The 24,389-nt window shown below is 70.8% G+C and carries 26 protein-coding genes; 13 read left to right on the top strand and 13 right to left on the bottom strand.

The annotated features are described in order from the left end of the window. From AB0P18_RS13050 to AB0P18_RS13035, 4 genes are read left to right on the top strand one after another with little or no spacing between them, the layout of a single operon-like run. Positions 1 to 897: an SDR family oxidoreductase gene (locus tag AB0P18_RS13050; protein ID WP_363360378.1), complete on the top strand. Its 897-nt coding sequence runs from the start codon at positions 1 to 3 to the stop codon at positions 895 to 897. Continuing rightward, the gene (locus AB0P18_RS13045; protein ID WP_363360377.1) at positions 894 to 2,276 is read left to right on the top strand and encodes an alpha/beta hydrolase; all 1,383 of its coding nucleotides are present in this window, start codon (positions 894 to 896) and stop codon (positions 2,274 to 2,276) included. Before AB0P18_RS13050 ends, AB0P18_RS13045 begins: the two co-directional genes overlap by 4 nt. Then, positions 2,273 to 2,710 (top strand): hypothetical protein, encoded by a 438-nt coding sequence (locus tag AB0P18_RS13040; protein ID WP_363360376.1) that lies wholly within the window; start codon positions 2,273 to 2,275, stop codon positions 2,708 to 2,710. Before AB0P18_RS13045 ends, AB0P18_RS13040 begins: the two co-directional genes overlap by 4 nt. Beyond that, entirely contained in the window at positions 2,707 to 3,837 is a 1,131-nt protein-coding gene (locus AB0P18_RS13035; protein ID WP_363360375.1) for a GMC oxidoreductase, read from the top strand. Before AB0P18_RS13040 ends, AB0P18_RS13035 begins: the two co-directional genes overlap by 4 nt. A 12-nt stretch (positions 3,838 to 3,849) precedes the next feature. Here AB0P18_RS13035 and AB0P18_RS13030 read toward each other — a convergent pair whose 3' ends face one another. The 5 genes from AB0P18_RS13030 to AB0P18_RS13010 all read right to left on the bottom strand — a co-directional run bounded on the left by AB0P18_RS13030 (position 3,850) and on the right by AB0P18_RS13010 (position 9,441). After that, entirely contained in the window at positions 3,850 to 5,679 is a 1,830-nt protein-coding gene (locus AB0P18_RS13030) for a glycoside hydrolase family 15 protein (RefSeq protein WP_363360374.1), read from the bottom strand. A gap of 7 nt (positions 5,680 to 5,686) precedes the next feature. After that, positions 5,687 to 6,577: an SDR family oxidoreductase gene (locus AB0P18_RS13025; protein WP_363360373.1), complete on the bottom strand. Its 891-nt coding sequence runs from the start codon at positions 6,575 to 6,577 to the stop codon at positions 5,687 to 5,689. Positions 6,578 to 6,655: 78 nt separating this feature from the next. Beyond that, on the bottom strand, positions 6,656 to 7,195 hold the full coding sequence (locus tag AB0P18_RS13020) for a DNA starvation/stationary phase protection protein (RefSeq protein WP_363360372.1): 540 nt from the start codon (positions 7,193 to 7,195) through the stop codon (positions 6,656 to 6,658). Between the two features lie 78 nt (positions 7,196 to 7,273). Further along, positions 7,274 to 7,990 (bottom strand): flavodoxin family protein, encoded by a 717-nt coding sequence (locus tag AB0P18_RS13015; RefSeq protein WP_363360371.1) that lies wholly within the window; start codon positions 7,988 to 7,990, stop codon positions 7,274 to 7,276. Positions 7,991 to 8,079: 89 nt separating this feature from the next. Further along, on the bottom strand, positions 8,080 to 9,441 hold the full coding sequence (locus AB0P18_RS13010; protein WP_363360370.1) for a hypothetical protein: 1,362 nt from the start codon (positions 9,439 to 9,441) through the stop codon (positions 8,080 to 8,082). Between the two features lie 196 nt (positions 9,442 to 9,637). On the opposite strand from AB0P18_RS13010, the gene AB0P18_RS13005 reads away from it, so the two are divergent. Together AB0P18_RS13005 and AB0P18_RS13000 are read left to right on the top strand one after the other, a co-directional pair. After that, positions 9,638 to 10,879: a molybdopterin-dependent oxidoreductase gene (locus AB0P18_RS13005; RefSeq protein WP_363360369.1), complete on the top strand. Its 1,242-nt coding sequence runs from the start codon at positions 9,638 to 9,640 to the stop codon at positions 10,877 to 10,879. A 47-nt stretch (positions 10,880 to 10,926) separates the two neighbouring features. Continuing rightward, on the top strand, positions 10,927 to 11,352 hold the full coding sequence (locus AB0P18_RS13000; protein ID WP_363360368.1) for a hypothetical protein: 426 nt from the start codon (positions 10,927 to 10,929) through the stop codon (positions 11,350 to 11,352). A gap of 41 nt (positions 11,353 to 11,393) precedes the next feature. Here the strand turns inward: AB0P18_RS13000 and AB0P18_RS12995 are convergent, their stop codons facing one another. The 3 genes from AB0P18_RS12995 to AB0P18_RS12985 are packed head-to-tail and all read right to left on the bottom strand — an operon-like array spanning position 11,394 to position 13,338. Further along, on the bottom strand, positions 11,394 to 12,071 hold the full coding sequence (locus tag AB0P18_RS12995; protein WP_344055725.1) for a methyltransferase domain-containing protein: 678 nt from the start codon (positions 12,069 to 12,071) through the stop codon (positions 11,394 to 11,396). Then, positions 12,068 to 12,682, bottom strand: a complete 615-nt coding sequence (locus AB0P18_RS12990) for a DUF2064 domain-containing protein (protein ID WP_363360366.1) — start codon at positions 12,680 to 12,682, stop codon at positions 12,068 to 12,070. The genes AB0P18_RS12995 and AB0P18_RS12990 overlap by 4 nt, the downstream gene beginning before the upstream one ends. Then, complete coding sequence (locus AB0P18_RS12985; protein WP_344055727.1) at positions 12,679 to 13,338, bottom strand: glycosyltransferase family 2 protein; 660 nt, start codon at positions 13,336 to 13,338, stop codon at positions 12,679 to 12,681. The genes AB0P18_RS12990 and AB0P18_RS12985 overlap by 4 nt, the downstream gene beginning before the upstream one ends. Before the next feature lie 111 nt (positions 13,339 to 13,449). Here AB0P18_RS12985 and AB0P18_RS12980 point away from each other — a divergent pair, with 111 nt between their 5' ends. Together AB0P18_RS12980 and AB0P18_RS12975 are read left to right on the top strand one after the other, a co-directional pair. Further along, positions 13,450 to 14,184 carry a response regulator transcription factor gene (locus tag AB0P18_RS12980; protein WP_363360365.1) on the top strand — a complete coding sequence of 245 codons (735 nt, stop codon included), beginning with the start codon at positions 13,450 to 13,452 and terminating at the stop codon, positions 14,182 to 14,184. Beyond that, the gene (locus AB0P18_RS12975) at positions 14,181 to 15,356 is read left to right on the top strand and encodes a HAMP domain-containing sensor histidine kinase (RefSeq protein WP_344055729.1); all 1,176 of its coding nucleotides are present in this window, start codon (positions 14,181 to 14,183) and stop codon (positions 15,354 to 15,356) included. The genes AB0P18_RS12980 and AB0P18_RS12975 overlap by 4 nt, the downstream gene beginning before the upstream one ends. Position 15,357: 1 nt before the next feature. Here the strand turns inward: AB0P18_RS12975 and AB0P18_RS12970 are convergent, their stop codons facing one another. The 5 genes from AB0P18_RS12970 to AB0P18_RS12950 form a co-directional block, all read right to left on the bottom strand. Beyond that, the gene (locus AB0P18_RS12970) at positions 15,358 to 16,404 is read right to left on the bottom strand and encodes an NAD-dependent epimerase/dehydratase family protein (protein ID WP_363360364.1); all 1,047 of its coding nucleotides are present in this window, start codon (positions 16,402 to 16,404) and stop codon (positions 15,358 to 15,360) included. Continuing rightward, on the bottom strand, positions 16,401 to 17,207 hold the full coding sequence (locus tag AB0P18_RS12965; RefSeq protein ID WP_363360363.1) for an MTAP family purine nucleoside phosphorylase: 807 nt from the start codon (positions 17,205 to 17,207) through the stop codon (positions 16,401 to 16,403). The genes AB0P18_RS12970 and AB0P18_RS12965 overlap by 4 nt, the downstream gene beginning before the upstream one ends. A 92-nt stretch (positions 17,208 to 17,299) precedes the next feature. Continuing rightward, the gene (locus tag AB0P18_RS12960; RefSeq protein WP_363360362.1) at positions 17,300 to 19,009 is read right to left on the bottom strand and encodes an amidohydrolase; all 1,710 of its coding nucleotides are present in this window, start codon (positions 19,007 to 19,009) and stop codon (positions 17,300 to 17,302) included. Further along, entirely contained in the window at positions 19,009 to 19,596 is a 588-nt protein-coding gene (locus tag AB0P18_RS12955) for an amino acid permease (protein ID WP_363360483.1), read from the bottom strand. The genes AB0P18_RS12960 and AB0P18_RS12955 overlap by 1 nt, the downstream gene beginning before the upstream one ends. Before the next feature lie 81 nt (positions 19,597 to 19,677). Then, complete coding sequence (locus AB0P18_RS12950) at positions 19,678 to 20,451, bottom strand: APC family permease (RefSeq protein WP_363360361.1); 774 nt, start codon at positions 20,449 to 20,451, stop codon at positions 19,678 to 19,680. A gap of 93 nt (positions 20,452 to 20,544) precedes the next feature. Between AB0P18_RS12950 and AB0P18_RS12945 the strand changes: the two genes are divergently transcribed. From AB0P18_RS12945 to AB0P18_RS12925, 5 genes are all read left to right on the top strand, one after another. After that, positions 20,545 to 21,150 carry a TetR family transcriptional regulator gene (locus AB0P18_RS12945; RefSeq protein WP_344055734.1) on the top strand — a complete coding sequence of 202 codons (606 nt, stop codon included), beginning with the start codon at positions 20,545 to 20,547 and terminating at the stop codon, positions 21,148 to 21,150. 34 nt (positions 21,151 to 21,184) lie between these two features. Next, positions 21,185 to 22,291 (top strand): alcohol dehydrogenase catalytic domain-containing protein, encoded by a 1,107-nt coding sequence (locus AB0P18_RS12940; RefSeq protein ID WP_363360360.1) that lies wholly within the window; start codon positions 21,185 to 21,187, stop codon positions 22,289 to 22,291. 224 nt (positions 22,292 to 22,515) lie between these two features. Further along, the gene (locus AB0P18_RS12935; RefSeq protein ID WP_363360359.1) at positions 22,516 to 23,712 is read left to right on the top strand and encodes an FAD/NAD(P)-binding oxidoreductase; all 1,197 of its coding nucleotides are present in this window, start codon (positions 22,516 to 22,518) and stop codon (positions 23,710 to 23,712) included. Then, a complete protein-coding gene (locus tag AB0P18_RS12930; protein ID WP_344055737.1) occupies positions 23,712 to 23,930 on the top strand; it encodes a hypothetical protein in 219 nt (72 codons plus the stop codon). Before AB0P18_RS12935 ends, AB0P18_RS12930 begins: the two co-directional genes overlap by 1 nt. Next, positions 23,927 to 24,388 carry a BLUF domain-containing protein gene (locus AB0P18_RS12925; protein WP_344055738.1) on the top strand — a complete coding sequence of 154 codons (462 nt, stop codon included), beginning with the start codon at positions 23,927 to 23,929 and terminating at the stop codon, positions 24,386 to 24,388. The genes AB0P18_RS12930 and AB0P18_RS12925 overlap by 4 nt, the downstream gene beginning before the upstream one ends. Position 24,389 lies beyond the last annotated feature (1 nt).

Here is a 24,389-nt window from a genome sequence, read left to right as displayed (position 1 = left end):
ATGCCGCACGACCAGTACACGTTCGACGATCCGGTGACGCGTTATGCACGGGTGGATCCTCCCGTTCAGCACCAGCCGGAGCCGGGCATCCAGGCGCGGATGACGCCGGTGCCGGACCTCGGGGAGAAGACGTACCGAGGCACCGGCCGCCTGGCGGGCCGCCGTGCCCTCATCACCGGCGGGGATTCGGGCATCGGCGGCGCGACGGCGATCGCCTTCGCCCGGGAAGGGGCGGACGTCGTCATCGTGCACCTCGACGGGGAGCAGCCGGATGCCGAGCACATCCTGAGCGAGATCACCGCGGCGGGCCGCACAGGTGCCGCGATCGTCGCGGACATCTCGGATCGCACCCGGTGCGCCGAGATCGTGGCGGAAGCCGTCGCGCACCTGGGCGGTCTGGACATCCTGGTGAACAACGCCGGCAAGCAGGTCACGGTGCAGCGCGTCGAGGATCTCAGCGACGAACAGTTCGAGGCGACGTTCCGCACGAACGTCTTCGCACCGTTCTGGCTCATCAAGGCGGCGCTCCCCCATCTGCAGCCCGGCGCGACCATCATCAACACGGCCTCCCTCGAGGCCTACGTCCCGGCGCCGGACCGCCTGGACTACGCCGCGACGAAAGCCGCGATCAACAACCTCTCGAAGGGACTCGCGCAGCAGCTCGCGCCGCGCGGCATCCGCGTCAACGTCGTGGCTCCCGGCCCGACCTGGACCGCACTGCAGGTCTCGGACGGCGTCTCCGACGAGCAGATGGCTGCCTTCGACGAGGAGAACGAGTACAAGCGGGCCGGCCAGCCGGCGGAGATCGCACCGGCCTTCGTCTTCCTGGCATCGGCCGAATCGAGCTACGTCTCGGGCGAGACACTCAATGTCAACGGCGGCATGGTCACCCCGTGACCCGTGACGAACAGGCGGCCGCCACCGTCTACGCCCTGCACGGTCTCGGCGGCAGCGGCGCCTGGTTCGATGCCGTCCGCGAACACCTCGCCGACGGCATCCGCCTGGTCGCGATCGACCTCCCGGGCTTCGGCGACGCGGTGGACGTCCCCGGTATCTCGCTCCCTGAGATGGCCGATCACGTCCTGGCGGCGATCGCCCGCGACGGGAGCCCGCGCTGGGTGCTCCTCGGGCACAGCATGGGCGGCAAGGTCGCCGCCCTCGTCGCGCGGCGCGCGCTCTCGGGTAAGGCTCCGGTGTTCGGACTCACCGGGCTCGTCCTCCTCGCGCCGTCACCGACCCTTCCCGAGCCGATGTCCGAATCCAAACGCACCGAGATGCTCGGCTGGGCCGCAGACGGCCCGATCAGCGCGGGCGACGCCCGCGGGTTCCTCGACGCGAACACCGCCCGACCGCTTCGCACGGATCGGGCCGATCGGGTGATCGCCGACGTGCGACACACGGCCACGGCCGCCTGGCGCGCGTGGCTCGAGACGGGAAGCCGCGCCGACCTCACGGGCGAGGTGGGCTCCCTGGACCTTCCCGCGATCGTGCTCGGCGGCGAGGACGATGATGATCTGGGCGCCGACGCCCAGCCGCGCTTGGCCTCCCCGACTTTCCCCCGGGCGCGGTTCCGGCGCCTGCCGGACACCGGTCACCTCATCGCGCAGGAACGACCCACAGAGGTCGCGGCAGCGATCGCCGACCTGATCGCCGAGGTGTCGGCATCCGCCCCACTCGTTCCCGACGAGTGGTCCCGGTTGATCGCCTCCCCGCGCATCGAGCCGAGAGTCCGCGCCGCACTGGCAACCCGGGCGATCGCCGACGACCCGTCGTATGCCCCGCGCGCGCTGACCCCTCACCAGCTGAATACCCTGCGACTCCTCGCTGACGTCGTCGTGCCGCAGCCCACGGGCGGACGGATCGACCTCGCTGCGCGGCTCGACCGACAGCTCGCCGCCGGCGACGGAGACGGGTGGCGCCCCGCGGACCTGCCCCCGGACGCGATCGCCGCCCGACTCGCGCTCGACGCGCTCGAAGAAGAGGCAGCGGCGAGCGCGCGCGCGACGGTCGAGGCCCTCGTATCGGGCACGAGCACCCCCGGAGGCTCCGCCTTGTCGGCCACCCAGCTGCAGGCATGGTTCGAAGACGTCCGGGTCGACCTGGTGCGGCACTGGCTCGCGCATCCCGCCTCTCTCGCCCACACCGGGTACGACGTGTTCGCCTCACGCGGAGGACCTCAGCCGCTGGGCTTCACGGTGCTGGGCGCCGGTGCACGCTCGGCGTGGGAGCCCGCCGAACTCGGGTCGGAAGAGAAAGACCGCGAGGGCGCCGCATGATCGGGCAGCTCGCGATCGACACCACGGACATGCGGCGCTTCGCGCCCGGCACCGAGGTCGACGTTGTCGTGGTCGGCACCGGCGCAGGCGGCGCGCCGGTGCTCGCCGAGCTCGCCGCCGCCGGGCTCGACGTGGTCGCCCTCGAGGCCGGCCCGTTCTTCGATCCGGTCCTGCACACGCCCGATGAGACCGACGCCGCCGAGATCAACTGGATGGACGAGCGACTCTCCGCCGGCGAAGATCCGACCGCGTTCGGCCCGAACAACTCCGGCCGCGGAGTCGGCGGCTCGACGCTGCACTGGGGCGCCTTCACCCCGCGCCCCGATGCCGGTCAGCTGCGCCTGCGAACCCGTCCGGTCAGGGTCGCGACTGGCCGCTCTCACTCGACGAGCTCGCTCCCTTCCTGCTCCGCGCCGAAGCCGACCTCGGGGTGAGCGGCCCAGCCGCCTATCCGTGGGATCCGTCGCGTCGCTACGCGTATCCGCCCGCGGCACGCAACGCGTCGGCCGACCGGATGGCCGACGGATGCTCCGCGCTCGGCATCCGCGCGACGGATGCGCCCGCCGCCGTGCTGACCCGCGAGCGTCACGAGCACGGGCAGACCCGTGGGGCATGCATCTCGTGCGGGACCTGTCACCAGGGCTGCCGCACGGGAGCGAAGGCTTCAATGGGCACGACCTACCTGCCCGCCGCGATCCGGTCCGGCGCCGAGATCCGTGCCGACGCGTTCGTCCACACGATCGAAACGGATGCCGCAGGCCGGGTGACCGCAGCGGTGTACCGCCAGGGGGACACCGACGTGCGCCAGTCGTGCCGCGCGCTCGTGCTCGCCGCCGGTGGGGTGGAGACGCCGCGTCTGCTGCTGCACAACACCCTCGCGAATTCCAGCGGGCAGGTCGGCCGGAACTTCCTCGCGCACCCCGCCACGCAGGTGTGGGGCACGTTCGACACCCCGCAGCGCAGCTATCGGGGCTATCCGTCCTCATTGATCACCGAGGACTTCCTGCGCCCCACCGACGCGGACTTCGCGGGCGGCTATCTGATCCAGAGTCTCGGAGTCATGCCGCTCACGTATGCGACGAGCCTGGTGCGCGGGGGTGGGCTGTGGGGCGACGAGCTCATGTCCGCTCTGGAGGCCGCCCGCTTCACCGCCGGACTCGGGATCAACGGCGAGTGCCTGCCGAGCGAGGACAACCTCCTCGAGCTGAGCGACGAGATCGACCGATTCGGGGTGCCGCGCGCACGGGTTTCGTTCACCGCCGCGGACAACGAGAAGGCGCTGTCACGTCACGCGGTCGCGGTGATGACCCGCATCCTCGAGGCGGCAGGCGCCACAGCGACGCGCGTGCTCGAGCGCACCGCGCACACCCTCGGCACGTGCCGGATGAGCGATGACCCGAGTGACGGGGTCGTCGACCGCTACGGGCGCAGCCACGACATCGACAACCTCTGGATCGCCGACAACTCGACCTTCCCGAGCGCCCTGATCGCGAACCCCGCGCTGACGCAGGTCGCGCTCGCGCTGCGGACGGCGGAGCGGATGCTGGCCCCGCAGCCCTGACCGGGCGCGAGGTCAGTGACCGGCGAGCTTCCGGGCCGGCGTGACATCGGTGATCGTGAGCGCGGCACTGATGACCGCGAGGTGGCTCAGCGCCTGAGGAAGATTTCCCCAGAAGGCGCCGTCGTCCGCGGCGATCATCTCGCTGTAGATCCCGACGTCGTTCGCGTGGCCGACCAGCTCGTCCATCGCGGCGATGGCCTCATCGTGCCGACCGACGCACGCGAGTGCCCCCGCCCGCCAGAAGGCCGACGCGACGAACGTGTGCTCCTCATCCGCCATGCCCGTATAGCGGTAGATCAGCGCGCCTTCCCCGAGCGCGTCGGTCAGCGCGTCGATCGTGCGCGACATCCGCTCGCCGCGGTCGAAACCGCTCTCGGCATGCAGGAGCACCGAGGTATCCAGGCGCGGGGAGCCGGGCATCATCGTGTACGCGCCGAGATCCTCGGACCAGCACTCCTCACGGACCCACAGCGCGATCCGATCGCGCTCCGCCTCCCACCGCTCGCTCGATCCCATGATCGCGCCGACCTCGGCCAGGTGCACGGCATCGCGCAACGCCTGCCAGCATCCCATCTTCGACGAGGTGTAGTGCTCGAGCTCCGGCAGCTCCCACATGCCCGAGTCCCGGTTGCGCCACAGGTCGCACGTCTCGTCCGCCAGGCGGGCGAGGAGCCGCCCGGTGTCGGCGTCGAGCACGTTTCCGGCATCCACATAGGTCCGGCAGACGGCGAAGAGGTCGCCGTAGACCCCCAGCTGCAGCTGATCGTGCGCGGGGTTTCCCGAGACGACCGGTCCGATGCCGCGCCATCCGGGCGCGTCGTACTCCGTCGTGCCGTCGACGGCGTCGCCGCGGAGGGTGTACATGACGCCGAGCTGACCGTCGTGTCGCCGGATGGTCCTGATCAGCCAGGAGATCGCGGCGTGGGTCTCCTCCCGCAGCCCGAAGCGGACGAGGGCGTGCGCGGTGTACGCGAGGTCGCGCACCCACGCGAACCGGTAGTCCCAGTTCTTGCCTCCGTCGGGATTCTCGGGGAGCGAGGTCGTGGCCGCGGCGGCGATCGCCCCGGTGGGGGCGTAGACCAGGAGCTTGAGCGCGAGGGCGCTGCGCTGCACGGTGTCCGCCCATGGCCCCTCGTACGAGAACTCCCGGGACCACTCCCGCCAGCCCGCGATCGTGCGGTCCAGACTCGCGTCCAGGTGCGCGATGTCGGGGACGTGCAAGGGCTCGTCGTGCGTGGAGACCACTCCCAGCACGTGGCGCGACCCGGCGCCCGTCACGAACGTCCCCCGAACGGCGGGGAACGGGAATTCGTCGCCGCCGGCCCGCATGGCGCCGACCCCGTCTCCGAGCACGGCGAGCGTGGTCGAACCCACCTGCAGCAGCTGTGTGCCACCGTGCTTCTGCACCCACGGCGACGCGGTCCGCAGACGGGTCCCCGGTCGGACCGCCCAGCGGAAGCGCACCTCGCCGCTCACGCCCTCGATCCGCCGGACGAGCTGCGCCCACGGCAGTCGCCCGGCGACACCGGTGACGAGCGCATCGGTCACGCGCGCCGAACCGGTCTGCGTCGTGAACGTCGTCCGCAGCACGTTGGTGGCGCCGACGTAGCTGCGCCGCACGGAGTACGCGCCCTCCGGGGCGAGTTCCAGGCAGCCGCCGTTCTCGTCGTCGATGATCCGCGCGAACACCGGTGTCGAGTCGAGGTTGGGCATCGGCATCCAGTCGATGCCGCCGTCGGCGGCGATGAGCGCCACGGTCCGACCGTCACCGATCGCCGCGTAGGTGCGCAGATCGGTGCGGTCGGACGGCGAAGGGTGGGCGGCGTGCCCGTGTGACGGCATCCGGCGATCAGGTCAGGGTCATGCCGCCGGTGACGGCGATGACCTCTCCGAGGACGTAGCTGGACTCCTGCGACGCGAGGAAGACGTAGGCCGGCGCGAGCTCGACCGGCTGACCGGCACGCCCGATCGGAGTCTGCTCGCCGAAGCTCTCGATCTTCTCGGTCGGCACGAACGCCGGCTGCAGCGGGGTCCAGATCGGTCCCGGAGCGACGCCGTTCACGCGGATGCCGCGCTCGATGAGCTGCTGCGCCGTCGCGCGGACCCAGTTCGCGATCCCCGCTTTCGACACCGCGTACTCGGCCAGCGACGGCGAGGGGTCGAAGCCCTGGATGCTGGAGGTCGCGATGATGGCCGAGCCCGGCTTCAGGTGCGGGGATGCCGCCTTTGTCATCCAGAACAGCGGGTAGATGTTGACCTTGAGCACCTCGTCGAGGGTCGCGGTCTCGAAGTCGTCGATGCTGTCGACCGTCGGCATCGCGCCGGCGTTGATCACGAGGATGTCCAGCCCGCCGAGCTCGGCCACCGTCTTGTCGACGATGTCGATGTTGTATTGCTCCTGCTGCAGGTCTCCGGGAAGCAGGATCGCTTTCCGACCCTCCGCCCGGACGAGCTCGGCGACCTCTTCGGCCTGCGTCTGTTCTTCCGGGAGGTACGAGAGCGCGACGTCCGCACCCTCGCGGGCGTAGGCGATCGCGACCGCGCGGCCGATGCCGGAGTCCGCACCGGTGATCAGCGCCCGGCGACCCGGGAGCCGGCCGAAGCCGACGTAGGAGGTCTCGCCGTGATCGGGCGCCGGATCCATCTTGTGGATGTCACCCGGTCCGTCCTGCTGCTGGGGCGGGAACGGCGGCCGGGGGAACTGCGTGTTCGGGTCCTGCATCGCGTACATATCGGTCATGTCGTCACCGTTCGGGCACGCTGGACAGCGCGCCCCCTTTCGATCGGAATGGGGCGTCGGGGGTGATGCGGGGGTGGATCAGCTGCGCGGAACCCGGTTCTCGGCGCTGATCATCCACGCGAACTGCTCGAGCTTCTCGATGACGGCGTGCAGGATGTCGGCGCTCGTCGGGTCTTCCTCGTCGACGGCGTCGTGCACCTCACGGCACGTCGACACGGTGTCCTCGAGACGGACCGTGATGAGGTCGATGACCTTCGTGGTCGCGATCTCGCCCTGCGGGAATTCGGGCAGCGACGTGGACTCCGCCACCGTGTCGCTGCGCCCGTCGGGGAGGGCGTGGAGCGCGCGCATCCGCTCTGCGATCGTGTCGGCGAACTCGCGCGCCGCCTCGATGATCTCGTCGAGCGCCAGGTGGGTGTCGCGGAAGTTCGTGCCCACTACGTTCCAGTGCGCCTGCTTGCCCTGCGAGGCGAGCTCGATGAGGTCGACGAGCACCTTCTGCAGGTTCTCGCTCAGGGTCTCGGACGCGCTGAAGCCGCTCTCGGCATTCTGCTCGTCGGTGAGACGGGCGCCGTGATCGGCCTTGCGCTTGTTCTTCGTCGTCGTGGTGGTCGCCATGTGGACAAACCTACGGGTGCCCGGCCCGACGCCCGGGGGATTGCACACCGTGGAGGCGAGTGGTACCGGACGGAACGTTCACCGGTATTCGGGGTTGAACCCGAAGCGCTCCCCGTCGTTCCACGCCTTCCGCAGGTTGCCGTACGCCGGGATCCCCCCGGCGTCTTTCAGCATTCGTGCGAGGTGCAGCAGATTCCAGGTCATGAACGTCGTGTTGCGGTTGGTGAAGTCGTTCTCGGGTCCCCCGGACCCCTCGTCGAGGTAGCTGGGCCCGGGCCCGACTTCGCCGATCCAGCCGGCATCCGCTGCCGGCGGGATGGTGAACCCGATGTGCTGCAGACTGTAGAGGTTCGCCATCGCCGCGTGCTTGATGCCGTCCTCGTTGCCGGTGATGAGCGTGCCGCCCACCTTGCCGTAGTAGACGTATTGGCCCTTGTCGTTGAACAGCCCGCTCATCGCGTAAAGACGCTCGATCAGACGGCGGGTGACGCTGGCGTTGTCACCGAGCCACAGCGGGCCGCCGATGACGAGGATGTCGGCGGCATCGACCAGCGGCCAGATTTCGTCCGGCCACGCGTCGACCGACCACCCGTGGTCGCGCATGTCGGGATAGACGCCGGTGGCGACGTCGTGATCGATCAGGCGGATCGAGGTCACCTCGACCCCCTGCGACCTCATCAGCTCGATGCTGCGGTCCATGAGCCCCTGGGTGTTGCTCACCTCCGGTGAGCGCTTCAGCGTGCAGTTGATGTAGACCGCTCTGAGGTCGCTGTAGTCGGCGGTCGTCTCACTCATGGTCGCTCCATTCGTCCTGGTCCCATCCCATCAGCGGAGCCGGGCGAGCGCATCCCCGTGATGTGACGAACTGCAGACGGATGCCGCGCTCACCAGCCCGTGGCGAGCAGATGCTGCACCGCGATCGCGAAGACGATCTGCCCGGTGAGCCCCCACTGACGCCAGCGGGCGGACAGCAGGGCGGTGCCGACCAGGAGCCACGGCACGAACGGCAGCCAGATCCGTTCGACTTCCGCTTTGCTCATCTGGGACAGATCGGCGAGCATCACGGTGATCACCGCAGCCGTGACGAGGGAGACGACGACCAGATCGTCGCGGACGGCCGAGCGCACGCCCCGCAGGCGGGTCAGGACGACGGCGACCCCGGCCCCCACCAGTGGCCCGGCGCTGAAGGCCAGCGCGGCCAGATTCGCCCACACCCAGTATCCGAAGGGCCGGTTGCTCGCGACACCCGCCCAGTACCGCTCCACGAGGACGGGGTACGCATCCCACCAGACGAAACCGCCTGCGGCGAACACGAGCACCACGAGGACCGCTGCGCCGACCGCCCAGGGCAGCGGCGCCCACCGCCGACAGACGATCAGGATCGTCACCGCGAGCACCCCGAGCAGCGGAAGCCCGTACGAGAGCATCACGCAGTAGCCGAGGACGAGTCCCGCCACGATCGCCCACACGGCCGTCACGACGGGCGATCGCGAGGTCGACGCCCACGCCAGGGCGCACAGGCCCCACGCGGCGAAGGCGCCGAACAGCGCGTCGGCGGACACCGACATCCAGATCGCCGCCGGGCCGAAGACGAGGAACGGCGCCGCCTTCCGGGCAGCGGCTTCGGCGCCCAGTCTCTTCAGCACCAGGAGGACAGCGACCGGAATCGTCGCGGCCACGACGGTGACCACGAGTCCTGCGGCGAGCCCGCTGCCCAGCCCCAGCCTCACGAGCAGCACGAAGACCAGGACGGCGCCCGGCGGGTGGCCGGCGATGTGCACCGGCCAGTTGTCCACCGAGTCCAGCGGGATGTGAGCGATGTACTCGCGCAGCAGCGCCCCGACGTCGGTCACCTCGCGTGCCGTGCGCAAGTACTCGTAGGACGTGTCGAGGATGACGCCGATCCCGTTCGCGCCGTCGACGGCGGCAAGGCTCAGCATCCACAGCAGGGCACCGCCGAACGCCGCGACCAGCAGCACGCGCCACGAGATCCGCGCAGACAGGACGACGGCATAGCGCACGGCCAGCGCCCCGAGAACCAGGGCCGCGATCGTTCCGGGCCCCACGCGCGGCATCCATTCGGCGTGCAGCGGCGGGAACCACCGGACGTGCACGTTCACCCCGGAAAGCACCGGGTAGAGCATGGCCGCGATCATGAGCACGACCGCAGCCCCGAGGCCGATCCACGGCGCCGCGACGCGCCTGCGGGAGCGGGTGCGGGGCGCGGTGAACGGGTCGGTGGTCACCCTCCGAGGCTAGGGACCGCCCACTCCCGCCGCCGAGGCAAGACATTACGGAGTCAGGACATCAGATGTCCCCGGTTCGTCATATCTCGAGGCCGTCCCGGTCGACCTCGGCACCCTACAGTCGGCACGACAGGGGGTGATCGACGTGCTTCTCACAGCCAGACTGCAGCGGATTCTGCATCGCACCAGACATGCGGTGGCTTCCCCGGCACGCACCCCGCGCATGGCCGTGGTGATCGGGCGTCTCCTCGCGGTGGCGTTCCTGATCTGCTTCGGCACGGGGCTGTACAGCCATCTGCTGCAGAACCCGCTTCCGTGGGTGACGTTTCCCACCCGGCCGGTGTGGATCTACCAGGTCACGCAGGGCGTGCACATCACCGCGGGGATCGCGTGCTTCCCGCTGTTGTTCGCCAAGCTCTTCGCGGTCTTCCCCGAGCTCTTCCAGCACCCGCCGGTGCGCTCGCTCGCTCACTTCCTCGAGCGCGTCTCGATCGCGGTGTTCGTCGCCGCCTCGCTCATGCTGATCACGACCGGCTTGCTCAACACGTATCAGCTCTATGCGATCTTCGGCTTCTCCTTCCGGTTGACGCATTACGCCCTGTCCTGGATCGTCGTCGGCTCGCTCGCGGTCCACATCGGCGTCAAGCTCCCCGTCATCGCCCGCTTCTGGCGCAGAAGGGATGCCGAGGCGACTCTCGAGACGCAGCCCGATCCGGATGCCGGATCCGAGGTGCCCGACGAGTTGCAGCGACGGACCGGCTGGGGCCCGGACCACGGGGTCACCGGGCGGCTGTTCGCCTGGATCGACCGGAGCCCTGCGGTGCGCGAACCTCGCGCGGCCGACCAGACCCGCCGAGGATTCCTCACGACCGTGGCGGTCGCGACCGGGCTCGTCGTGACCACGACGGCCGGTCAGTCGTTCCGTGTGTTCGAACCGTTCAACGTCTTCGCGCCGCGCCGACGCGGGGTCGGCCCGCAGATGCTCCCCGTCAATCGCACTGCGGAGGCCGCGGGTGTCCTCGAGAGCGCGACGGCCCCGGACTGGACCCTGACGGTCGTCAACGGACCGGTGCGGGAGGTCTACACGCGCTCGCGTCTGCGCGCGATGCCCCAGCATGACGCCGTCCTGCCGATCGCGTGCGTGGAGGGGTGGAGTCAGGACGCTGCGTGGCGGGGACCGCGCCTGCGCGATCTGCTGGACTCGGTGGGAGCCGCCGGCGACGCGCACCTGCGGATCACGAGCCTGCAGACGCGCGGCGGTTTCGCCGTCACCCAGATGCAACCCGAGTTCGCGCGCGACCCTCTCACGCTCGTCGCCCTCGAGCTCTTCGGCGAGGAGCTCGACATCGACCACGGCTTCCCGGCTCGCCTCATCGCCCCAGGCAGACCCGGCGTGTTGCAGACCAAGTGGCTCAGCACGATCGAGGTGATCACGTGACGCCCGCGTCCCCGCCGTCGCGGGCGCCCCGCACGTGGAGGCTCACGGTGGATGACGTCCGCGCGATCCTCATCGGGCTCGGCATCCTCACCATGCTCGTCGGATGCCTCGTACTGATCAACGACATTCCGCCCCGCCAGTACCCGGCCATCCTCACGTGGCTCGTCCTCGTCCTCGTGGTGCACGATGTCGTCATCGCCGGGGCGGTCTTCGCGCTGGCGGTCGCCGGCCGCCGGGCGGAGGGTCACGTGCCGCATGGCACGATCCTGCTCTTCCAGGCAGCGGTGGCCACCGGCGGTCTCCTGGCGCTTCTGGTCGCGCCCGAGATCGCGAAGCAGGCGATCGGGACGGCCAATCCGAGCGTCCTGCCGCTGGACTACGGCCTGAACCTGGCGATCCTGCTCATCGCTCTGCTGCTGGCCGCCGTCGGAGCGAGCGTGCTCCAGGCGGCGATCAGCAGGCGGCGGCGCTGAGCAGGCGGCGGCGCTGAGCAGGCGGCGGCGCTGCCCCTGATTCAGCGGGCGCGGCCGGGTGTGCGCACCTGGACGAAGCGGCGGTCGCCTGCCGCCCAGGCACCGGCGGCGATGAACCCGCATTCGAGGGCGAGTCGCACGAGCGGCACGGCTCCGATGCGCGCCCAGGGGAAGACGCCGCTTTCCCGTCCGTCCTCGGCGACGGCGGTGTAGACCGCGCTCTCGTCAAGTTCGGGGTCCCGGTCGACCTCCACCAGGACCACACCGCCCGGCGCGAGGAGCTCGCCGCACCGCTCGAGGAGGGTCCGCGGGTCACCCCCGATCCCGATGTTCCCGTCCATGAGCAGGATGCTCGCCCAGCTGCCTTCCAGAGGCAGCCGCTCGAAGACCGAACGACGCAGCACCGGCGTGCCGTCGGCCGCCGCATGGCGTGCGGCGTGCGCGGAGATGTCGACGCCCAGTGCGGCGAGCCCGATCTCTTCGGCGGCGCGCACCATGCGGCCCGGGCCGCAGCCGACGTCCAGGAGCGGCCCGGAGAGCCCGGTGAGGACATCGCGATCGGTGACGTTGGCCGGGGCCCGCCACTCCGTGACATCCACGTGCAGCGTCGGAGACGCATCACCCACCCTCCGCAGCGCGAGCCGGCCACCCTCGGCCGCGCGCAGCAGGAGCGCGTACGGCTCGTCTCCCCCCGCCCCGAAGGCGACCACGGCGCTCATGCGGCGCTCCGGCGTGCCGACGCGGCGGCGACGGCGCGCGCGAATCGCGACTGCGGGACAAGCGCCGCCACCTCCTGCGCGTCAGCGGCCTCGTCGACGTCACGCAGCACCGACGCCTCCCTCACCGAAAGTCCTGCGCGCTCGAGCGCGGCGCGCTGCAGAGCCCCGGTGTCGGCGCGCGACATCGGCACACCCCGCACGACATCGCCGCACGGCTGACGCATGCCCAGCATCCAGAACCCGCCGTCCGCAGCCATGCCGATGACGGCATCCGTCTCGACGGGCCAGACGAGGTCCGCGACCCTCACCTGCGGGGTGTCCATGCCGATCAGGAGTGTGGGCTCGTCGAGGATGTCGAAGAGCGCGGCGATGCGTTCGTCCAAGCTCCCCTGCCGCTGCGGGATCACCTCGAAGCCGGCCGGGCATGTGCCGTCCGGCTCGCCGTCGAAGTAGAGGATGCGCCGGGCGGCGAGCGATGCGACGGTCGCCAACGTGTCGGCGAGGCTGGCCGCAGCGATCTCGGCTGCCTCCTCGAGCGAGAACGGCGGACTCAGCCTGGTCTTGACCCTGCCCGGAATGCACGCCTTGGCGACCACCACCAGCGCCGTCACGCCCGCGCCTCCCGCAGGATGCGGTTCATGTCGTGCACGGCGGTGAGCGTTCCGCGCACGGTCCCGGTCACTTTCGACCGCCCGATCCGCGGGGTGTAGGCGACCTCGGTCTCGACGATGCGCCAGCCGGCCGCCGCTGCACGCAGCACCATCTCGAGGGGATATCCGCTGCGGCGGTCGCGGAGATCGAGTCCACGCAGAGCATCGGTGCGTGCGACGCGCATCGGTCCGATGTCGGTGACCCGGACCCCGGTGAGCCGTCCGATCCGTCGGGAGAGGACTCCGTTGGCGATGCGGGCGTGCGCGGGCCACGCCGACCGCTTCGTGGGGATGCGACGGCCGAGGACGAGATCGGCGCCGTCGTCGAGCAGAGCAAGCAGCCGCGGCAGCTCGGCGGGATCCAGCGAGGCGTCTGCGTCGCAGACGGCGATCAGCGGGGCCCGGGCTGCCTCCACTCCCGCCGACACGGCCGCACCGAACCCGCGCCGGGACTCCGTGATCACCGTGGCGCCCGCGGCCCTCGCGACGTCCGCGGACCCGTCGGTGGATCCGTTGTCGACCACGATCGCACGGACGTTCGCCGGGACACGCTCGAGCACCCAGGGCAGCGCCGCCGCCTCATTCAGACACGGGAGCACGAGATCGACATCGGCCATGCTCTGAACGTAGGCTCGCGGTCGGTCGCCGTCTCCGGGAAAGTCTTACGGAACGCGGACGACTGCGGAGGACCCGGAGTCGCGGCCGGGCGCGAGGCGTACTGTGTGCATGTGATCGCAGAACCCTCGCGCACGCTGGGCAACGAGGACCTCATCGATCGTCGGATCCTCGTCGTCGATGACGACCCGACCGTCGCGGAGGTCGTCGGGCAGTACCTGCGTTCGTCCGGGTTCGTGGTCGACCGCGTCGCCGACGGCTTCGAGGCGATCGAGGCCGAGGCCCGCATCTCACCCGACCTCATCGTCCTGGACCGGATGCTGCCGGGCATCGACGGGATCGAGGCATGTCGCCGCATCCGGGCCACGAGCTCGACCCCGATCATCCTGCTGACCGCCCTCGGGAGCGAGGAGGAGAGGATCCGCGGCTTCGAGGCGGGCGCCGACGACTATCTCACCAAGCCCTTCTCGCCGCGTGAGCTGGTGCTGCGCGTGCAGTCCGTCCTGCGCCGCTCCCTCGGCGAGCACGCCCCCGAATCGGCCCTGGACCGCGGTCCGTTCCACATCGACCCGGCTGCGCGCGTGGCGAAGATGAACGGTGTGCTGCTGCCGCTGACGGTCAGGGAGTTCGATCTGCTCTCGTTCCTCGTGAAGCACCCGCGCCAGGCGTTCAGTCGTGACGAGCTCTTGACCTCGGTGTGGGGGTGGACGTACGGAGACCTCTCGACGGTCACCGTGCACGTGCGCCGGCTGCGCGAGAAGATCGAGCCCGATCCCACGCAGCCGACCTTGCTGACGACGGTGTGGGGCGTGGGCTACCGACTGGACATCGGACGGGCAGACGCATGAGCTGGCCTGACCTCCTGCAGGTGGCGGGCCTGTCGCTCGCGATCACCCTGGCGATCGGCGGCGTCGCCGTCGCCGCGCTGTTCGTGCTGCGCCGGTCCTCGCTCGCCGTCCAGGTGTGCGTGCTCGTCTTTGCCGCAGTGCTCGCGGTGATCGCGAGCATGGTCGGTGCGTCGTGGCTCATGTTCATCTCCGCGCACGATCTGACCGTCGCCGTGAACGTCGCGGTGCTCTCCGGCGCCGTCTCGCTCGCCCTGGTGGCGGTCCTCGGCCTGGTCGTGGTGCGCAACACCCGGTCGCTCTCGCACGCGGCGCGCAGCATCGGCGCCGGGGAGCGCGTGGATGCCGTCGGGCCGCAGTCCGGCGCGGAGTTCCGGGCGCTGGCCGCCGAGCTGGTGGCCATGAGCACGAAGCTCGCCGAGTCGCGCGAGCGCGAGCACCGCATCGAGGAGTCGCGGCGGGAACTGGTCGCGTGGATCGCCCACGACCTGCGCACGCCGCTGGCGGGGATCATGTCGATGGCCGAAGCGCTCGAGGACGACCTGGCCACGGATCCGCAGCGCTACCACCGGCAGATGCGCGAGCAGGTCTCCCGGCTGTCCGCCATGGTGGACGACCTGTTCGAGCTGTCCAAGATCGACTCGGGAACCCTCCGGCTGAGCCTGCAGGACGTGTCCCTGTACGACGTCATCTCGGACACGGTCGCGGAGTTGCGACCCGTCTCCCAGGGCCACGAGATCCGGATCGAGGCGGGACTGGACAACGACGCCGTCGTCCACGCCGATCCGCGGGAGCTGTCCCGGGCGATATCCAATCTCCTGCTCAACGCGATTCAGCACACCCCCGCCGGCTCGCCCATCACCGTCGCCGCATCGGTCGTCGAAGGACGCGCCTCGGTCACCGTGATCGACACGGGCGGCGGAATCGACGAGGACGACCTGCATCGCGTGTTCGACCCGGGCTGGCGCGGAGTCCCGGCGCGGACCCCCGAGCAGCATCCGCACAGCATCAGCGGCCCATTGCGCTCCAGCGGTGCGGGACTCGGCCTTGCGATCGTCCGCGGCATCGCCACGGCGCACCAGGGCGAGGTGACCGTCCAGAACGTCGCGGGCGGATGCCGCTTCGACCTGATCCTGCCGAGCGTCACGCACGGTCGCGAGGAGTCCTTCGCCTGACTCAGCCGCGCAGCGGCGCCCGGGCGAACTCCCGCATCCCGTCGGCGACGCTCACCGTCGGCATCCACCCGAGTTCCGCACGCGCGCGAGCGGAGTCGGCCGTGATGTGACGGACATCGCCGGCGCGATACTGCCCGGTCACCACAGGAGCGGGGCCGCCGTGTGCGCGGGAGAGCTGGTCGGCGACGTCGAGGATCGTGGTCACCACGCCGGATCCGATGTTGAACGCCCGTGCATCCGAACCGGCGCCCGCGGTCCACTCGAGCGCCGCGATGTTCGCCCCGGCGATGTCATCGACGTGGATGAAGTCGCGCCGTTGACCGCCGTCCTCGAACACCCGCGGCGCGTCGCCGCGCTCCAGCGCGGACCGAAAGATCGCCGCGACCCCGGCATAGGGCGTGTCGCGCGGCATGCCGGGGCCGTAGACGTTGTGGTAGCGGAGCATCGCCGCACGCCCACCGGTCTCGGCCGCCCATACCCTGACGAGCTGCTCCTGCGCGAGCTTGGAGACGGCGTAGAGGCTGCGTGGGTCCAGCGGCGCATCCTCGCGCGTCATCTCCGGCATCAGGGACTCGCCCGTCTCCGGGTCGCGCGGCTCGAACATCCCGGCACGCAGGTCCGCCTCGTGCCGCGGCCCCGGCCGCACGAGGCCGCGCGGCCCGGCGTACCGACCCTCGCCGTAGACCACCATCGACGAGGCCAGGACCAGCCGGCGAACGTCCGCGCGGCGCAGGGCGGCGATCAGCTCTCCGGTGCCCACGACGTTGATCCGCATGTAGGCGGGCGCGTCGGACACGTCCACGCCCATGCCCACTTTCGCCGCCTGGTGGCTCACCACCTCGACGCCGTCCAGAGCGGCATCGAGCGCGGCGGGGTCCGTGACGTCGCCGCGGACGAACTCGACTCCGGCGACGGCCGCCGGCGCGGAGGCGTGGACCTCCGGCGACAGGGAGTCCAGCACGCGAACGGTCCATCCCTCTGCGAGCGCCGCCGACGCGACGCGCGAGCCGATGAAGCCCGCTCCCCCGGTGACCAGCAGCACGCTCACCGGCTGCGGCCCGCCATCACCCCGGCGACCGCATCCCGGTCGATCAGCTCACGCGCGACGTAGTCCCGCGGGACGGACGCCGCGATCCGTGCGATCGCCGAGATCAATCGGGGTCGCGCCTCGGCCAGGCGGGCGAAGACCGTCTCCGCGGTCACGGCCTCCTCCGCCGTCTCGCCGCTGTCCACGTCGGTCACCAGGCACAGCGCCACCATGTCGATCCCCAGCTCCGCGGCGAGCGCCGCTTCGGGGTAGAGGGTCATGTTGACGAGGTCGATTCCGGCGGTGCGGTTGATCATCGACTCGGCGCGGGTGGAGAACCTCGGCCCCTGGATCACGAGCACGGTCGCGCCGTCCACGAGCTCCGGACACGACTGCAGCGCGAGCTCGCGCAGACGGGACCCGAACGGATCGGAGAAGGGCAGGTGACGCACCGTGGAGCCGTCGAAGTACGAATCCCGCCGACCCCACGTCCGGTCCACGAGCTGATCGGGCACCGCGATCGTGCCGACCGGAAGAGCCGGGTTCAGGGACCCGACGGCGGCGGTCGAGATCAGCGCGCGCACCCCGAGCGAGGCGAGCGCCCAGATCGTCGAGCGCGCGGGGATCAGGTGGGGCGGAACGGAGTGGTCGGCTCCGTGCCGCGGAAGGAACAGGATCTCCCGACCGCCGAGCTCTCCCGAGGTGAGGACGACGGTGTCGCCGAAAGGCGTCGCGACCTCGACGCGCTCGGACGGACCGTCGAAGAGCTCGTAGAGACCCGACCCACCGATGACGGCGACGGCTGGAGAAGAGGTGTTGTCCACTCTTCGACAGTGCCACCGCGTCGTGCCGCGGCACAGCCGCGATCCTTACGGTTCGATGACCGATCGCGGTCGGAGCCCGCGAAGGAGTGCGCTTATCGCGCGTGCGCCGCCTCGTGCGCGTGCGGGTCGGCGGCGGGCGCAGAACCTGCCGGATCATCGAGGACCGCGCCGACGGCATCCGTCACCGCACCCCGCGAGTGCTCGACGCGTCCGCCGACGAGCGTGACCTCGGCGTGCTCGCCGAGCAGTCGCGACGGGTCGTGCTCGTGCGCAAGGAGGTCGCCCGACCACATGACGATGTCCGCGAGCATCCCCGGCGCGAGGCGGCCGATCTCTCTCTCCCGATGCCAGGCGCGTGCGCCGTGCACGGTGTACGCCTCCAGCGCGCGATCGATTCCGACGCGCTCCGAGGCCGTCCACGCGTCCGAGCCGTCCAGGCCCGCGCGTGTGGCCGCCGAGTACATCCCGACGAGCGGATCCATCTCCCCCACCTGCCAGTCGCTGGAGAACGCCACGGTCGCGCCGTCGTCGAGGAGGCTCCGGAACCGCCATGCCCGATCCCAGCGCTCCTCGCCGACGTTGTCCATCCATGTGCCCGCGACCAGGTCGGGTGAGCAGTGCCGCGGCTGCATCGCCGCCGTCACGCCGAGCTGCCGGAACCGGGGGAGGTCGTCGGGATGCAGGCACTCGACGTGCACGACGCCGTGGCGGCGATCGCGCGTGCCGTTGGCCCGTGCCGCGTTCTCGATCGCGTCGAGGGCGAGCCGGATGCCGGCATCCCCCGTCGCGTGCGTGTGGGTCTGCAGGCCCAGCCTGTCCAGTTCGGTGATGATGTCGACGAGTTCGCGGCCCGGGTAGCTGGGCCGGCCACGACGCCCCGCGCGGTTCGCGTAGTCCTCGAGCATGAGCGCGGTGTGGGGCTCGATCACGTCGTCGGCGTACAGCTTCACGGGGCCGACGCTCAGCCGCGGGTCCGCGGGGAAGCGGTCGATGGTGTCGCGCAGGGTGCGACGGAACGCCCCGTCCGCGCCCACCGGATGGAACAGGGCCGCGATCACGCGCGAGGACAGCTCCCCCGCAGCGAGCGCGCGCTCGAACAGCGGCAGCTCCGCTAGCGGCACCTGCGGCTCGACCACGGTCGTGATCCCGACCGAGGTCGCCATCCGCATGCTCGCCAGGATCTTCCGGTAGCGGCGCTCCGGGGAGTACATCGGGATGTCGCGCTGGAGCTCGGCGAGTCCCGCGGCGGTCATCGCGCTCGTGTAGAAGTCGGTCACCCAGCCGGTCGGCTCGCCGGTCTCGGCATCCCGTTCCGGCCGACCCCAGGCGATGTCGCCGCCGCGGGAGATGCCGAGCACATCCAGTGCCACGCGGTTCAGCCACACCGAGTGCTGGTCGTACGTCGTGACGAAGACGGGCCGATCGGTCAGGCCGTCGAGGTCGCGGAGATTCGGACGGCGGTTCTCGACGATCGAGTACACCGCGTTCTCGGCGCACACCCATGCCAGCTCGGGCCGCCGCGCCGCGAAGTCCGCGATGCGCCGCCGCACCTCGACGAGATCATGAGCGCCCTCCAGGCTCACGGCGTCCTCGTCGAACCCGAGCAGCAGGTGATTGTGGCTGTCCACGATGCCCGGGGTGACCAGCCGCCCGTCCGCCTCGATGACGCGCTGCGCCGCGGGAGCCTGGGCGGCATCACCCACGTAGGCGATCCGGTCGCTTACGACGCCGATCGCTTCGGCGAAGGGGGCATCGGGAGCGAACGTGCGCACACGGGCGCCGGTGATGAGCAGGTCGAGCATCAGAGGGTCTCCTCGTCGTCGGTTCCCGAGAGCAGGTGGGCGGTGGCGGGGTTCGTGCGGAGATAGACCAGGTAGTAGAGGAATCCGGCCGCGACGATGCTCGCGGCGATGCCGAGACTCAGCCACTGCGCCGGATCGAGGATGCCGATCACGAAGATCGTCGCGATCGCCAGGATCGCCACGACGGGCGCGACCGGCCATGCGGGCATCCGGTAGATCCCCGGCGCATCGCCGGACCGCGTGCGACGGGCGACGAGCGCGGCCACCGCGATGAAGCCGTAGCTGAACGCGAGGGTCGAGCCCGTGGCGTTCAGCAGCACATCCAACGACACGAAACACGCCGCGAGCGAGATCACGCCCACCGTCAGGGTGGCCGTGATCGGCATCCGGGTGCGCGTCGAGATGCGCGAGAGGGGTCGGGCCAGCGCGGCGGGCATCGCCTGATCGCGGGCGGCGGCGAACAGCAGCCGGCCGGACTGCAGCGCGATCGCGATGATGGCGTTGATGATCGCGAACGCGATCGCGACGAGGACGAAGATCGTGATCACGGGCCCGGACCGCTCGGCGAGGAAGTGCTCGACCGGCAGCGCCGCGCCGAACAGCTCGGGCAGGGAGCTCGCTCCCAGCAGGATCCGCGGTGAGCGGCACGAGCTCGGCGATCACGGTGATCAGCGCGCTCCACAGCACCGCACGGGCGATCGTGCGACGGGCGTTCCGGGTCTCTTCGGCGAAGTAGATCGCCCCGCCGTAGCCGTTGTACGAGAAGATCCCCTGCGTGACGGCCAGCACGAGCCCGGCGATCCCCAGCGGCGCGAGGCCGCCGGTCGCGGTGTCGAGGAATTCGGCTGCAGCAGCGCGGTGATGGGCCTCTCGACGTGGATGAAGCCCAGGAGCGCCAGCAGCGCGAGCGCCGCCATCTCGATGAACAGGAAGACACCGGTCACCCAGGCGTTCGTGCGGATGTTGAAGCACGCCGTGATCGTGGTGAGGACGATCACGATGAGCGCGGTCCACAGCGGATCCAGACCTGCGATCGCGACGCCGAGGTAGTCCGCCACGCCCAGGGCGAAGATCGCGATGATGAGCGGGAGGCTCACCAGGCTGATGAAGAAGACCGCGGATCCTGCCGCCGGACCGAGGACGCGGCTGACCAGCGTGTAGTCGCCGCCGGCGATCGGATGCCGCGACCCGAGTTCGGCGTAGCAGAAGCCGACCAGGATGCTGATCACACCGGCGAGGAGGAATCCCCAGAACACCCCGGTGCCGTAGACGGCGAGCGCGGCGCCGCCGAGGATGAACACGCTGGATGCCGGGGAGATGCCCGAGAGCGTGATGAGCACGTTGCCTCCCAGCCCGAGCGAGCGGGACAGGCTCGCACCGTGCGTGGTGAGGGTCGCGGTGTCCAGGGGTGCGTGGTCGCCGGTGTCGGTGTGAGGGGACACGATCGCTCCTTTGCGTCGGCGGGGAGTGATTCTTTGACACGATCGTTAAAGAATGATCGTGAGCCTGACATTCTTTTGCATTAGTGTCAAGGAATGGCTCGTCCTCGTCGTCAAGAAGGCCGGCGCGCATCGCTGATCGACGCGACGCTCGCCGTGGGCGCCGAGCGCGGCCTGCGGGCGCTCTCCCTCACCGACGTCGCGCAGCGCGCCGGCCTCACGCGCGGTGCCGTCCTCTATTACTACGACGATCTCGACGCGCTGCTGCGTGAAGCGCACGCGGCAGGCATCGAGCGGTTCTGCACCGCGCGCGACGCGGCCCTGGCAGAGATCGAGGATCCGCGTGTGCAGCTCGCAGTCGCGATCGCGGCGGGTCTGCCGACCGGGCCGGACGATGCGCTGATGGGCCTGCTCTACCAGTTCGACGCGCTCGCCGGCGATGCGTCGGCGCACGACGAGCTCGTGCAGGCGCTGTACCTCCGCCAGCTGGCGACCTACCGCGGCATCGTCTCGCGGGGTCGCGCGACAGGAGCGTTCGCCCCGCGCCTGGACGATGAGACACTCGCGATGACGTTCGTGGCGCTCGAGGACGCGTACGGGCTGCACATCGTCGGCGGAAATGCCTTGATGACCGTGGAGGCCGCGGCCTCGGCGATGCGCGCCGTCGCGGCCGACCTGGGATGCCCGGTGGTCGCGTCGTGACAGCGGTCGGGCCGCGAAAACGAAGGAGGACGACATGCGTGTGACGGGAGCAGTGCTCGAGCGCTCTGGTGCGAAGCGGCCGTATTCGGCATCCCGCCCGCTCGTGGTCGAGGACATCGAGCTCGAGGCCCCCGGCGCGTCCGAGGTGCTCATCCGCGTCGAGGCGGCCGGCGTCTGTCACTCCGACCTCTCGGTCGTCAACGGCGACCGCCCGCGGCCGCTCCCCATGCTGCTCGGACACGAGGCCGCGGGTGTGGTCGAAGCCGTCGGCGACGACGTGCACGACCTCCGACCGGGGGATGCCGTCGTGGCGAGCTTCCTCCCGCGCTGTGGTTCCTGCCCCGAGTGCGCGACCTATGGACGGGTGCCCTGCCGCAACGGGAGCGCCGCGAACGGCGCGGGCGAGCTCCTCGGCGGCGGTCGCCGCCTCACCCGCCGGGGCGAGCCGATCGCGCACCACCTCGGCGTCTCCGGATTCGCGACCCACGCCGTCCTGCACCGCAGCAGCCTGGTCGCCGTCGGCGACGGCGTGCCCGCAGACGTCGCCGCGCTGATGGGCTGCGCCGTCCTGACCGGCGGAGGCGCGATCGTCAACGTGGTGCGCCCCGCGCCGTGCCGGCGCGTCATCGTCGTCGGCCTCGGCGGGGTCGGTATGGCAGGCCTGCTCACCGCGCTGGCGCACGACGGCGTCGAGGTCGTGGGAGTGGATGCCGCACCCGCGAAGCTCGAGGCCGCGCTCGCGCTCGGCGCCCACGCGGTCTACTCCCCCGCTGACGCGATCGCCGCCGGGATCAGCGGAGACGGCGTCCTGGAGGCCGCCGGAAGCGCCCGTGCGTTCGAGACGGCGCTCGCACTGACCGCGATCGGCGGAGCCATGGTCACGGTCGGCCTCCCCCACCCGGACGCACGAGCCGCGGTCTCACCGCTCGACCTCGTCGCCGGCGCCCGCACGATCACGGGCAGCTATCTCGGCTCCGCCGTCCCCGCGCGCGACATCCCGCGCTTCGTCCAGTGGTGGCGCAACGGACGACTCCCCGTCGAGCGCCTCATCTCGTCCTCCGTGCCCCTCGCCCAGATCAACGAAGCGATGGACGAGCTCAGCGAAGGTCGGGCGACGCGCCAGATCATCACGATGGGCTGAGGGCCGGTTCCACGCGACGGCTCGGTGGGCACGTTGCGCGGCATCCACAAGCCCGATACCGCAGAACGCGCCCACCGAATGCGGTCCCGGCCGGCTCGGTGGGCACGTTGCGCGGCATCCGTGCGGCGGAAGCAGCACGGACCGCCCACCGAGCGCGCTGTGGTTCTCCGGGACACCCGTGTCAACCCTTTGCGATCCGCCGCGCGGCCGTGTGGAGTGGAAGCATGCCTTCTCCTGCCCGCCGCCATCGCGTCCTGATCATCGGCGGCGGAAACGGAGGGCTCTCGGTCGCGGGTCGCCTGCGCCGGGCCGGCATCCAGGACATCGCGGTGATCGAGCCGCGCGAGCAGCACGTGTTCGCGCCCCTGCAGTCGTACATCGCCGGGGGCCTCGCTCGGGCGTCGCAGGCGGGACGCCCGCAGGCATCCGTCACGCCGCGCGGGGTCGCGTGGATCCGCGATCGCGTCGTCCGGGTGCATCCGAACGACTCGTCCGTCGAACTGGAATCGGGTGACCGGGTCGGCTACGAGCACCTGGTGATCGCGGTGGGGCTGGAAACCCGCCACGACGCCGTCCCCGGACTCGAGGACGCGATGAAGCGCCCGGACGGCGTCTCGAGCTACACGCTCGATCTCGCCGCGAAGGCCTCGCACGCGCTGCGCGACGTCCGCGGCGGAACGGTCGTCTTCGTCCAGCAGCCCGAACCCGCCTCGGCCGCCGGCGTCTCGCAGAAGCCGATGTACCTCGCGTGCGACTGGTGGCGTGCGCGCGGAGTCCTCGCCGGCATCCGCGTCGTCTTCCTCTCCCCCGAGCCCGCCGCCTTCGGCATCCCGGCGATCAGCAGCGAGCTCCAACGCGCGCTCGACGCCTACGGCATCGAGTCGCGCTTCTCCGCCCGCGTTCGCGAGGTGCGCACGGGTGAGGTCGTGATCGAACAGGACGGCCGGACCGAGGTGCTCGCCTACGATCTGCTGCACGCCGCCCCGCCGCAGTCACCGCCGGCGTTCATCGCCGCATCCGGCCTCTCCGATCCGGCGGACCCCCACGGGTTCGTCGACAACGACCCCGGCACGCTCCGCTCGCGCCGGTTCGCGAACGTGTGGGCCGTCGGCGACGCGGCGACCGTGGACACCCTGCGCTCGGGCGGCGGCATCCGCCCGCAGGCGAAAGTGGTGACGACGAACATCCGCGCGGCTCTGCGCGCGCAGTCGCCGACCGCCCGGTACGACGGGTACTCGGTCTGCCCCATCACCGTCAGCAGACGCGCGCTCGTGTTCGCCGAGTTCGACGGGCGTGGGCGCCTGGCACCGACCGTACCCGGCTGGAAAAGCCTGTATCGGGCGCGCCGCCTCTCGTTCCTCGTGGACCGGCACATCCTCCCGTGGGTCTACTGGAACCTGATCCTGAAAGGACGAGCATGATGACCGGTGCCGATATCGCCGACGCGACGTGGGCGCGCGTCGACGACGGGTTCTACGTGGGCAGCCTCGAGGGCGCGTTCCTGGGCTGCATCGACACGCTGCCGGACGGGCGCTTCGCGGCGATGGACGCGCACACGCAGCCGATCCGCACGTGCGCCGATCTGCCCGAAGCGATGCGGACGGTACTGGAAGCGGCGGCGCAGGGGGAACGACCATGACGGATGCCGCACCCGAAGCGGGTCTGTACTCCCTGGTGTACGCGAGCAACGCCGCCTCGACGTTCGGCGACGCCGACCTCGCCGAACTGCTGAGCCAGTGCCGCGTGCTCAACGAGTCGAAGGGCATCAGCGGCCTGCTGCTGTACCGCAGCGGTCGATTCGTGCAGTTCCTCGAAGGACCCGAGGCGGAGGTGCGCGCCCTCTACGCGAAGATCGAGCGGGATCCCCGCCACACGTCACCGCGCATCCTGAACGAGGGCCACCCGTCGCACCGGCAATTCGGGGACTGGACGATGGCCTATCAGCCGACGTCTCTGTCGGATGCACCCCCGCCACCCGGGTTCCGCAGCACGTTCGACGACCTCGACGACGCGGATGACCCGGACGGCGTCGTGAGAGCCACCCGGGAGCTCAGCATGCTCTTCCGCGTGCGGAGCAGGGCGTCGGAAGCCCGCTGAG

The organism is Microbacterium sp. NPDC064584 (genome assembly GCF_040687315.1).
GTDB lineage: Bacteria > Actinomycetota > Actinomycetes > Actinomycetales > Microbacteriaceae > Microbacterium > Microbacterium lacus.
This window is presented reverse-complemented; position numbering and strand designations above follow the sequence as displayed.

What these genes read in the sequence shown, in the direction of transcription:
- AB0P18_RS13050 (WP_363360378.1), top strand. Translation starts at nt 1, where the DNA reads ATGCCGCACGACCAGTACACGTTCGACGATCCGGTGACGCGTTATGCA.
- AB0P18_RS13040 (WP_363360376.1), top strand. Translation starts at nt 2,273, where the DNA reads ATGATCGGGCAGCTCGCGATCGACACCACGGACATGCGGCGCTTCGCG.
- AB0P18_RS13030 (WP_363360374.1), bottom strand. Translation starts at nt 5,679, where the DNA reads ATGCCGTCACACGGGCACGCCGCCCACCCTTCGCCGTCCGACCGCACC.
- AB0P18_RS13025 (WP_363360373.1), bottom strand. Translation starts at nt 6,577, where the DNA reads ATGACCGATATGTACGCGATGCAGGACCCGAACACGCAGTTCCCCCGG.
- AB0P18_RS13020 (WP_363360372.1), bottom strand. Translation starts at nt 7,195, where the DNA reads ATGGCGACCACCACGACGACGAAGAACAAGCGCAAGGCCGATCACGGC.
- AB0P18_RS13015 (WP_363360371.1), bottom strand. Translation starts at nt 7,990, where the DNA reads ATGAGTGAGACGACCGCCGACTACAGCGACCTCAGAGCGGTCTACATC.
- AB0P18_RS12995 (WP_344055725.1), bottom strand. Translation starts at nt 12,071, where the DNA reads ATGAGCGCCGTGGTCGCCTTCGGGGCGGGGGGAGACGAGCCGTACGCG.
- AB0P18_RS12985 (WP_344055727.1), bottom strand. Translation starts at nt 13,338, where the DNA reads ATGGCCGATGTCGATCTCGTGCTCCCGTGTCTGAATGAGGCGGCGGCG.
- AB0P18_RS12975 (WP_344055729.1), top strand. Translation starts at nt 14,181, where the DNA reads ATGAGCTGGCCTGACCTCCTGCAGGTGGCGGGCCTGTCGCTCGCGATC.
- AB0P18_RS12960 (WP_363360362.1), bottom strand. Translation starts at nt 19,009, where the DNA reads ATGCTCGACCTGCTCATCACCGGCGCCCGTGTGCGCACGTTCGCTCCC.
- AB0P18_RS12945 (WP_344055734.1), top strand. Translation starts at nt 20,545, where the DNA reads ATGGCTCGTCCTCGTCGTCAAGAAGGCCGGCGCGCATCGCTGATCGAC.
- AB0P18_RS12940 (WP_363360360.1), top strand. Translation starts at nt 21,185, where the DNA reads ATGCGTGTGACGGGAGCAGTGCTCGAGCGCTCTGGTGCGAAGCGGCCG.
- AB0P18_RS12935 (WP_363360359.1), top strand. Translation starts at nt 22,516, where the DNA reads ATGCCTTCTCCTGCCCGCCGCCATCGCGTCCTGATCATCGGCGGCGGA.
- AB0P18_RS12930 (WP_344055737.1), top strand. Translation starts at nt 23,712, where the DNA reads ATGACCGGTGCCGATATCGCCGACGCGACGTGGGCGCGCGTCGACGAC.
- AB0P18_RS12925 (WP_344055738.1), top strand. Translation starts at nt 23,927, where the DNA reads ATGACGGATGCCGCACCCGAAGCGGGTCTGTACTCCCTGGTGTACGCG.